Annotated in this window: 8 protein-coding genes and 4 pseudogenes; 4 read left to right on the top strand and 8 right to left on the bottom strand. The window is 61.3% G+C overall.

Annotation, left to right across the window (positions count from 1 at the left end; genetic code table 11):
• Positions 1–252, top strand: a pseudogene (locus BEK68_RS05465) (IS256 family transposase); the annotation flags it as partial.
• A 47-nt stretch (positions 253–299) separates the two neighbouring features.
• Here the strand turns inward: BEK68_RS05465 and BEK68_RS05470 are convergent.
• The 5 genes and pseudogenes from BEK68_RS05470 to BEK68_RS05490 form a co-directional block, all read right to left on the bottom strand.
• A pseudogene (locus BEK68_RS05470) lies at positions 300–467 on the bottom strand (IS5/IS1182 family transposase); the annotation flags it as partial.
• Between the two features lie 105 nt (positions 468–572).
• Positions 573–1,164, bottom strand: a pseudogene (locus tag BEK68_RS05475) (MarR family winged helix-turn-helix transcriptional regulator).
• Between the two features lie 89 nt (positions 1,165–1,253).
• On the bottom strand, positions 1,254–2,324 hold the full coding sequence (locus BEK68_RS05480; RefSeq protein WP_139111338.1) for a porin: 1,071 nt from the start codon (positions 2,322–2,324) through the stop codon (positions 1,254–1,256).
• 112 nt (positions 2,325–2,436) lie between these two features.
• On the bottom strand, positions 2,437–3,429 hold the full coding sequence (locus BEK68_RS05485) for an ABC transporter substrate-binding protein (protein WP_065851577.1): 993 nt from the start codon (positions 3,427–3,429) through the stop codon (positions 2,437–2,439).
• Between the two features lie 46 nt (positions 3,430–3,475).
• Entirely contained in the window at positions 3,476–4,822 is a 1,347-nt protein-coding gene (locus BEK68_RS05490; RefSeq protein ID WP_065851579.1) for an MFS transporter, read from the bottom strand.
• A 240-nt stretch (positions 4,823–5,062) separates the two neighbouring features.
• On the opposite strand from BEK68_RS05490, the gene BEK68_RS05495 reads away from it, so the two are divergent.
• Positions 5,063–6,031, top strand: a complete 969-nt coding sequence (locus tag BEK68_RS05495) for a PDR/VanB family oxidoreductase (protein WP_065851581.1) — start codon at positions 5,063–5,065, stop codon at positions 6,029–6,031.
• A 722-nt stretch (positions 6,032–6,753) separates the two neighbouring features.
• Here the strand turns inward: BEK68_RS05495 and BEK68_RS05500 are convergent.
• Positions 6,754–7,011, bottom strand: coding sequence for a group II intron maturase-specific domain-containing protein (locus BEK68_RS05500; RefSeq protein WP_065851583.1), 258 nt, complete (start codon positions 7,009–7,011; stop codon positions 6,754–6,756).
• 43 nt (positions 7,012–7,054) lie between these two features.
• Entirely contained in the window at positions 7,055–7,615 is a 561-nt protein-coding gene (locus tag BEK68_RS05505; protein WP_139111339.1) for a hypothetical protein, read from the bottom strand.
• A 268-nt stretch (positions 7,616–7,883) separates the two neighbouring features.
• Between BEK68_RS05505 and BEK68_RS26545 the strand changes: the two genes are divergently transcribed.
• Both BEK68_RS26545 and BEK68_RS26550 read left to right on the top strand, forming a co-directional pair.
• Positions 7,884–8,465 carry a helix-turn-helix domain-containing protein gene (locus tag BEK68_RS26545; RefSeq protein ID WP_249262899.1) on the top strand — a complete coding sequence of 194 codons (582 nt, stop codon included), beginning with the start codon at positions 7,884–7,886 and terminating at the stop codon, positions 8,463–8,465.
• A gap of 8 nt (positions 8,466–8,473) precedes the next feature.
• A complete protein-coding gene (locus tag BEK68_RS26550) occupies positions 8,474–9,133 on the top strand; it encodes a Mu transposase domain-containing protein (RefSeq protein WP_249262900.1) in 660 nt (219 codons plus the stop codon).
• A 21-nt stretch (positions 9,134–9,154) separates the two neighbouring features.
• On the opposite strand, the pseudogene BEK68_RS05515 reads toward BEK68_RS26550, so the two are convergent.
• Positions 9,155–9,371 (bottom strand): annotated as a pseudogene (locus BEK68_RS05515) (IS256 family transposase); the annotation flags it as partial.

Here is a 9,371-nt window from a genome sequence, read left to right on the forward strand (position 1 = left end):
CAGCATCTGCGCACGACCAACGCGATTGAATCGACGTTCGCGACGGTGCGCCACCGTACGACGCGCACGCGTAACTGCGTATCGCGACCAACCTTCCTCGGACTGGCATTCAAGCTGATCGAGGAAGCCGAGAAAACCTGGCGCCGTATCAACGGCCCCGAAAAGATCAAGCTGTTGCTCGAAGGAGTTGCCTTCAAGGACGGCGAACCGGTGCAAGACGATCGACCGGCTCAGCAGAAAATCGCCGCTTGAAATCGACCGCCATCAAATTGTTCATACACCACTCTTGACGTTAGCTCGCCAATCGGCGGTCGGCCTCGCTCGCCCTTCGGGTAGTACGGCTCGATCGCCGCCAGCAAACGCGGCCACGGTACGACCGTCTCCATCTCGGCCAGGAAGCGCTGACGCTTGGTCACGCGCTTCTTGCCCGCGCTTTCCGCCTCTGCAAAGCTGATTTGCCGCTTCATCACTATGGGTCCGTTCCGTGAGCTCCTTCTACAACGTCCTCGGCCACGTCTGCGATGACCGGTCGAGTCGAATTAATCAGCGTTTCCCTAGCGCCGGCCCGCGCTTCAATCCTGACCGATTTCTTCGCCGCGCGCCGCGATCAGATGACCCACTTCCCGCGTCGAGGGAATGCGCAACGCCGGGTCATCCGACTCGGATTCGTCGCGTGCCATGTTCTCGATGATCGTCAGCAGAACCTTTCGCGCTACGTTGATCTCGGTGGCTTTCAGGCCCTTGACGCTAATTTCGTTGACTTCTTCCGCGAGCGGGACGAGCTTGTTTTTTCAGGCTCCGGCCGCGCGGCGTGAGATAGACGTGCGTGTTCTTGCGGTTGCCAGGCTCGTAGCGCCGCTCGACATAGCCGAGCTTTTCCATTGCCGACACCGCACTGAACGTGGTGGGCGTGGTGGTGCCGGTCTCGTCGCTGAGCTCCTTCTGCGTAAGCCCGTCTGTAACCCACAGCACACGCAGGTACGCCCAGTGACCGAACGAGACTTCATGCTGCGCCAGGCGCATCTGCAGGCCGCGAATCATCGCGCGGCCCGCATCCTTCACGAGGTGGGCGAGACGATCATCCGGAACCGCCTCGCGCCAGTGTCGCAGGATGGGGTCCTCGCTCGCGACCTTGCCCTTACCCGAAGTACATGCTGCTGCCATGCCTTCCTCGCCGTTATTGTGATCAGACTGGTGACAATCATAGCGCTTTAGCCGGCGCGAGAGGCATTGGGCCGCGGCGCCCCGGCCGCTCAGAAGGTGTGGCGAATGCCCACGGTCACGCCCGCCTGGTCCATGCCTGGCGCAATATCCACGCCCGTGCCGCGAATACCGACATCGGAAAACGAACGATTAGAAACATACGCCCCTTCTGCATAAACGTCAGTGCGCTTGGACAGCGAGTAGTCGACGAGCAATGCCCCCATCGTCGGTCCGCCGTGCGGATTGCGAAACTGCGTGTGATAGACGCTGGCGGAAATGGAGAGCGGCACATTCACCCTCCAGGTCACGCCCCCCCAATAGAGCAGCGAGCTCGGCGGCACATCGGTATTGCGCGTGTTCAGCCAGCGCAGGCCCGCCAGCGTCGTGACCGGCCCAAAGTCATACGACACGCCGAGCAGCGCGCGCTGCTGCGCATTGCTCTGCGTCGCGATCGAGGTGCCCTGCAACTGGTCATACGTCAAGCCGATACTGAACGGCCCGCGATCATACAGAACCGCCGCACTCATTTCGCGGCCCACTTTCGTTGCGCCGGGCAGGCTCCCACCGTTCGGAATCGTCGCGTCGAAGCCGGTGCTATACAGTGCCGCAAACGTGACGCCACCGAGGCGCACGCCATAGCGCACCGAATTGTCCGCGCGGTTCACGAACTGGCTGTCCATGCTTTGCGCGGAATAGCTGGGGTTGAACGTCAGCGCGTCATACTTGTACATCAGCTCATAGAGCAGGTTCTGGTGACGTCCGAGCGTGAGCGTGCCGTACGGCGTTGACACGCCAACGAATGCCTTGCGGCCGAACAGCCGTCCGCTCTGACCCAGCGTGCCGGTGTTCACATTGAACCCGCCCTCCAGCGTAAATACAGCCTTGTAGCCGCCGCCAAGGTCCTCTGCCCCCTTGAGCCCCCAGCGCGATCCGGCAAGATTGCCCGACTGTTCCCGGATCACCGAGCCAGTCTCACTGCCTTGGGGTACCCGATTGACGTACTCGACGCCGGCATCAATGATGCCGTAGAGCGTGACCGAACTCTGTGCGTGGGCCGCCGTGCAGGCGAGAGTCAGCAACCCGCCGCAGGCGAGCGGGAATGTATGTCTCTTCATATTCATCTGTATTTTGGATTACTAATTATATTGAATGTATAGTCCCCCTTCCGCGTCTCCGTCGCGCACCCGGCGCTTGCCGGAGGCGCGACGGCACGAGCAACCGTCGCGAGGGAGATCAGATCTTGAATCGCTCGAGACTGGCCGGGTGGAACAGTTCGGCAGGCTGCAGGCGACGGCTCGACAGTCCCTCGGCATGGTGCTGCGCAAGGAAGCGGTCGATCACGTGCTCGTTGTTCGCGAATCCATACGACCAGAAGTCATGCCCCATCAGCCGCCGCGCATTGCGCAACTGGTCCTCGATGAAAGGCAACGTCACCTTGGTCGCTGAGGTGTCGCTCAGCCGGGCCAGCGCCACTTCCTTCGATTGCTCGAACGCCTTCGCGATCGCGCCGGGCAGCCACGGGTGCTGATCCGCGAGCGTCTTGCGAATGCCCAGCGTGTGCATAATCGGGAAGAGTTTCCTGCGCTCGTACCATTCAGCGGCGCTTTTCTGCGGATCATCGAAAAGGTACTTGACCTTCGGATGCCCACGGTCGAAGCACGACGGCGCACGCGGTCCGATCACGCCGTCGATCTCGCCGTCGGCCAGCAGATTCGAGATCGTCTGCCCTTCGGGCGCATTTTCCAGCACGACGCCGTCAGGCAGCTTGAGCGAAATTTTCTCCACGCGCGTCGGATCCTCGTAGCCGCCGCGCACCCAGCGGATATCCGAAGCCTTCACGCCATATTCCTCTTCGAGAAAGAGCCGTACCCACACGTTGGCCGTGAGCTGGTATTCCGGCACGCCGATGCGTTTGCCCTTCAGATCCTCGGGCCGGTCGATCCCGCGGTCGGAACGCACGTAGATCGAGCTGTGCCGAAACGCGCGCGACGGAAAGACCGGCACCGCGATATAGGGCGACGTGCCAGCGGCTGTCTTCACCGAATAGCTGCTGAGCGAAAGCTCGCAAATGTCGTAATCCGCGTGCCGGAATGCACGAAAGAAGATTTCCTCCGGGTCCTGCAGCATGAACACAGGATCGACGCCGTCGATCTGGACGTCGCCGTCGATCAGCGGCCGCATCCGGTCGTAATTGCCCACGGCGATGGAAAGTTGAAGCTTGCTCATTCCTGCTCCTGTCTGACTGTCAAAATGCAGCCCGTCACGCGCATCGTCACGCGCCGGACTGAGGCGCCTGCCGCTCGCGCGGCACGCCGAAGAAGACGGCAATGCCGCCGATGAAAACGAGCGCAGCGACCAGCAGGATGCCGGCCGAGAAGCTGCCGGTTACGCTTTTCACCCAGCCAAGGACGATCGGCGCGAAGAAAGCGCCCACCTGCCCGAGACTGCTGATGACGCCGATTCCGCCCGCAGCCGCCTCGCCTTTGAGGTAGTTCGGCGGAATGGTCCAGATGATGGCGGCGGCCGCAAAATAGCTCACCGCAATGAGGCTCAGGCACGCGATTGCGGCAACCGAGTTGTGCGTGAGAATCGTGAGCAGCACCGCGCCCGTTGCGCCCGCTGTCGTCGACAACACGAAATGCCAACGGCGCTCGAGCCGCAAGTCGGAGCTGCGTGCAATCAGCAGCATGGCAACGGCGCCGACGATATAAGGCAGCGCCGACAGAAACCCGATCTGTAGCAGGTTGGAAACGCCTGACTGTTTGATGATGGTGGGCGTCCAGTAGTTGAGGATGGTTCCGCAAATGGGTACCGTCGCCCAGCCTGCGGCGATCACATACACGCGGGGGTCCCGCAGCGCGGCAAGCAGCGTGCTCGGCGAGCTATGCGGCTTGCTGCGACCTTCCTCGTCCAGTGCGTCAATGACAAGTCGCTTTTGTTCTTCGGTCAGCCAGCGCGCGTCTTGCGGCCGGTCAATCAGGTAGAAGTAGGCAACGGCGCCCGCAATCACGGCCGGCACGCCTTCAAGGAAGAACAGCCACTGCCAGTTGCGAAAGCCCCAGACGTCCATGAAGTTCTGCAGGATGAACCCGGAAAGCGGGCCACCGACAATCCCCGCCACCGCGATCGCCAATAGAAATCGCGACGTGATACGAGCACGGCGCTTCGACGGATACCAGTACGAGAGATAGAGGATGATGCCAGGCCAGAAGCCGGCTTCGGCCGCGCCCAGCAGGGTCCGGGCGAGATAGAACTGCCATGGAGCGGTCATGAATGCCATCGCTGTGGAGATGCCTCCCCACAACAGCATGATCCGTGTGACGGTCTTGCGGGCGCCAATGCGCCGCAGCAACAGCGTGCTCGGCACTTCGAGCAGGATGTAGCCGATGAAGAACAGGCTCACGCCGAGCCCGTACGCCGCGTCGCTTAACCCGAGATCGTGCTTCAGTTGCAGCTGCGCGAAGCTGACGTTGACGCGATCGAGGTAGTTGAGGACCCAGCACAGGAAAAGAAAGCTCATTAGCCTGAGCGTGATCTTGCGGTAAGTCGCCTCCTCCGCCGCCGAGTCGGCTACGGCAGACAGGGATATGTCCCCGGAGTGCAACGTTGAATGTGCCATGACTGAATGTCTCCGAATTCCGCTCTGAATACCGGCTGGAACAGGGCTCGTTCCGCACGGCATAATTAGACGTCTAATATTCAGATTACGGTGACCTTATGTCGCTGGCAAGCGAGGGTTTATACCGAGGGCAAGATCGAGAATAAGCTCCCTCCTTGACTTGCATCATTAGATATCTAGTAATATGATGCCATCCATGTTGACGCAACGCAAAACCAGGTCGGTTAGAAGGAGACAGACATGACTACCCCCCAGGAAGACGGTTTTCTTCGTCTGAAGATTGCAAGTAAGGAGAAGATCGCCCGTGATATCTGGCGCTTTGAGCTGACCAACTCAGACGGCGCGCCGCTGCCGCCATTCGAGGCAGGTGCCAACTTGACCGTGGCGGTGCCCAACGGTTCGCGACGCACGTATTCACTGTGCAATGACTCGCAAGAGCGCAATCGTTACGTCATCGCGGTGAAGCGTGACAGCAACGGACGCGGCGGATCGATAAGCTTCATCGACGATACGTCCGAGGGTGACGCCGTGGAAGTCTCTTTGCCCCGCAACGAGTTTCCCCTCGATGAGCGCGCAAAGTCATTCATTCTCGTTGCGGGCGGCATCGGTATCACGCCGATGCTGTCGATGGCGCGGCAGTTGCGAGCGGAAGGCCTGCGTTCGTTCAGGCTGTACTACCTCACCCGCGATCCGGAAGGCACAGCGTTCTTCGATGAACTGACCAGCGACGAATGGCGTTCGGACGTGAAGATTCATCACGATCACGGCGACCCGTCGAAAGCGTTCGACTTCTGGTCCGTATTCGAGAAGTCGAAGCCGGCGCAACATGTGTACTGCTGCGGTCCGCAGGCGCTGATGGATACCGTTCGGGACATGACCGGCCATTGGGCGTCGGGCACGGTTCACTTCGAAAGCTTCGGTGCAACCAATACGAATGCGCGCGAAAACACGCCGTTCACAGTTCGGCTCTCGCGCAGCGGCACGTCGTTCAACATTCCCGCCAATCGCTCGATCCTCGAGGTGTTGCGCGACGCGAACGTGCGCGTACCGAGTTCGTGCGAAAGCGGCACCTGCGGCTCGTGCAAAACCGCGTTGTGCTCGGGAGAGGCGGATCATCGGGACCTGGTGCTGCGCGACGACGAGAAACAAACACAGATCATGGTCTGCGTGTCGCGTGCGAAGTCGGCGGAGCTGGTTCTCGACCTTTAAGTATCGCGGAGCGAACACCTACGACTTCGCTCAACTGGGGCGGCACTCTGAAACAGCAGGATAGAGTGGACATGACGGCCGAACGTTCTCTACGAACACCTCCAACGAGAGATGACCGTGCCCCAGCGCTGGTAGCCGCACCAGTCTTGTCTGGAACGACACGCGGCTGCCTGGCTTCACGCCGATGGACGACATTCACAAGGCGCTCTATACGGTTGCGTTGGGGCTGGTGACGTGCAAGCACGCAACGGCCTCAGCAGCGCTGGCCCTGTTCGAACAGCATACCCTTACCCATTTTGAGCACGAAGTCGACGGGTTCGAGCGACGAACTCCCGCCACGCAACTGCTACATCGAGGAACATGCGGCAGTGTTGCAGTCGCCAGGTGACGTGAGGCTGCGCTCGGGGAAGGCCCGCCGGCGCGGAACAGGTCTGAGATCTTGGCCTGCGTCTTTTCGAGTGATTTCCCGGTCACGTGGACTACCTCGACTCAGCTCTGGCGGCATGAATGACGAAGCAGATCGTGGGTGGTAAGCCTGTCGTGTTCAGACGACCGATTTGATTGCGCGTGAAATTCCGGCTGGAAACCGCTTCGATGGCAATGTCCCGGGCGTAGTTGAAGGTTGAAGGCGGCGGTTCCGCGTTGGGTGAGTAGGCCGGAGGAATCGCACCTCCAGCCTCTCGCAGAACACAGCGTGAGCCTCTCGACTCACTGCGCTCCCATCAAGCAAACGTACCGACCATACCGCGTCGCCAGTGTACGAAGAGGTCGGGACGCGTAGCAGCAAGCTGCTGAAGAAACTGGCTCGCCCGGATCTTGTGAGCCTTGAAGCGCTTGAACTTACGCATCGCCCAAGCCAGCAACGTCTGATTGACGTAGCGAAGCAGAGGGGCCAGTGCCGATGGTGCGAACCGCCCGTAATAGTCAATCCACCCACGAAGAAGCGGATTGATCTGTCGGGCAATGTCTTGCAGCGACACCTGGGTTTTCCGGGTTTCCTCCAGCCCCTCGTGTCGATGGCGGTCAGAATCCGCGCTTTTCCGGCGGCGTCATTGAGTGGCGGCACGGCGCACGCATAAAAATAGAAATTGCGAATACGGTCGATGCGGGACGAGCAAGTGGTTGTGCGAGGCGCGACGTAAGGAGCCCGTAGGGCGACTGGAGACGCGCCCCGCGTCGCATGGAGCCGGGTGCATGGTAGAAAGGCGTTTGCCGAAGAAGAACAACAGGTGCGGCACCGGCCTCAACCGCCAAGTCCAGTTCGGCGCCGCACCTCCACAGGGTATCCAGATGGCAGGCCCATCGGCCGGCCGGAGAGCCGTGTGAGCAGCCAGTATCGCATTGCTCGCGCGGCCCGTCGATCTCGGTCGACTCCTCATCTTTGGCGTTCGACAGGAACCGCCAATGCTGCAGCCCACGGGCCGCCTGTATTTGTGCGCCCGCTGCCGGGCGCAGGTCTTCATCTGCCGCCGTTGCGATCGCGGTAATCGATACTGCCGTGACTGCGCCGACGACGCGCGCCGCGACAGCGTACGCGAGGCCGGACATCGCTATCAGCGCACCCGCCGCGGACGATTCGCTCACGCGGCCCGAGCCCGACGCTACCGGGCCCGACGCAAATACGTGACGCATCAGGGTTCACCCACTTCCCCCGTCAATGATGTACTGCAGCCGGAGCTCGACGCCGCCGTTGCACTTGCCAACGCCGCCACGCGTGCGGCGGCGCCGACGCCGCTGCGCTGTCATTGCTGCGGCGGCCCGTTGCCGCTGCTGGTGCGAACCGGCTTCGTGCGCCGCCGTGGTTCCCGTCGTACCCGTCCCGATGGCAAGTCCGTTGGCCGTTGCATAGATCGTGGAGATCCCGATGACGATTCCGGTTGAACTCGAGGCGCAGATCCTGCGCCTGTATCACGCCGAGAAGTGGCCGTGCGGCACGATCGCGAAGCAGTTGCACGTACACCGCGAGACGGTGCAGCGGGTGCTCATCCGAGCTGGGTTGCCTCGAATCGGTCCGGTGCCGAAGCCGTCAATGATCGAGCCGTATCTGCCGTTCATCCGGCAGACGTTGGAGAAATATCCCTCGCTGACGGCCAGCCGCCTTTACTTCATGGTTCGCGAGCGCGGTTACAAAGGCGCACCGGACCACTTCCGGCATCTGATCTCGCTGCACCGTCCAAGAAAGCCCGCGGAGGCCTTCCTGCGACTGAGGACATTGCCGGGTGAGCAAGCACAGGTCGATTGGGGTCACTTCGGCTACATCGAGATTGGCCGTGCACGTCGACCACTGATGGCGTTCGTGATGGTGCTCTCGTACTCGCGCGACATTTACTTGCGCTTCTTCCCCGACGCCCGTATGGAGAACTTCCTGCGCGGACACGTTGGTGCGTTCAATACGTGGTGCGGACTCCCAAGGGTCCTGCTGTACGACAACTGAAATCGGCCGTGCTCGAGCGCGTTGGCGACGCCATCCGATTCCATCCAACGTTGCTCGCGTTCGCCGGCCATTACCGCTTCGAGCCTCGGCCAGTCGCCGTGGCCCGTGGTAATGAGAAAGGACGTGTGGAGCGCGCGATTCGCCACGTTCGGGAAGCCTTCTTTGCTGCACGCCAGTATACCGACCTCGACGATCTGAACGCGCAAGCCGAGCAGTGGTGCCGAACCCAGGCAGCCGACCGGCCTTGCCCCGAGGATCGGGCGATGACGGTGCGCGAGGCGTTTGCCAGGGAGCAGCCGTTGTTGCTGCCGCTGCCCGACAACCCGTATCCCGTTGAAGAGCAACTCGCCGTCAAGGTCGGCAAGACGCCTTACGTGCGCTTCGATCTGAACGATTACACGATTCCGCATACCCATGTACGGCGCACGTTGACGGTTCGCGCGGACCTCAACCAGGTACGGGTGTTCGACGGCGCCGAAATGATCGCCAGTCATCGACGTTGCTACGACCGGGCCGAGCAGATCGAGGACCCGCAGCACCTTAAAACGCTCGAGCAGTTCAAGCGCGAAGCCCGGCAGCACCGCGGCCTCAACAGCCTGACCCGAGCAGTGCCGGCCTGCGAGCTCCTGCTGATTCGTGCGGGAGCTAACGTCAAGAGTGGTGTATGAACAATTTGATGGCGGTCGATTTCAAGCGGCGATTTTCTGCTGAGCCGGTCGATCGTCTTGCACCGGTTCGCCGTCCTTGAAGGCAACTCCTTCGAGCAACAGCTTGATCTTTTCGGGGCCGTTGATACGGCGCCAGGTTTTCTCGGCTTCCTCGATCAGCTTGAATGCCAGTCCGAGGAAGGTTGGTCGCGATACGCAGTTACGCGTGCGCGTCGTACGGTGGCGCACCGTCGCGAAC

Origin of the sequence: Ralstonia pickettii (genome assembly GCF_001699815.1) — a bacterium.
In the GTDB taxonomy this organism is placed as follows: Bacteria; Pseudomonadota; Gammaproteobacteria; order Burkholderiales; family Burkholderiaceae; genus Ralstonia; species Ralstonia thomasii.

Coding starts and splice junctions, on each gene's coding strand:
- BEK68_RS05480 (WP_139111338.1), bottom strand. CDS start 2,324: ATGAATATGAAGAGACATACATTCCCGCTCGCCTGCGGCGGGTTGCTG.
- BEK68_RS05485 (WP_065851577.1), bottom strand. CDS start 3,429: ATGAGCAAGCTTCAACTTTCCATCGCCGTGGGCAATTACGACCGGATG.
- BEK68_RS05490 (WP_065851579.1), bottom strand. CDS start 4,822: ATGGCACATTCAACGTTGCACTCCGGGGACATATCCCTGTCTGCCGTA.
- BEK68_RS05495 (WP_065851581.1), top strand. CDS start 5,063: ATGACTACCCCCCAGGAAGACGGTTTTCTTCGTCTGAAGATTGCAAGT.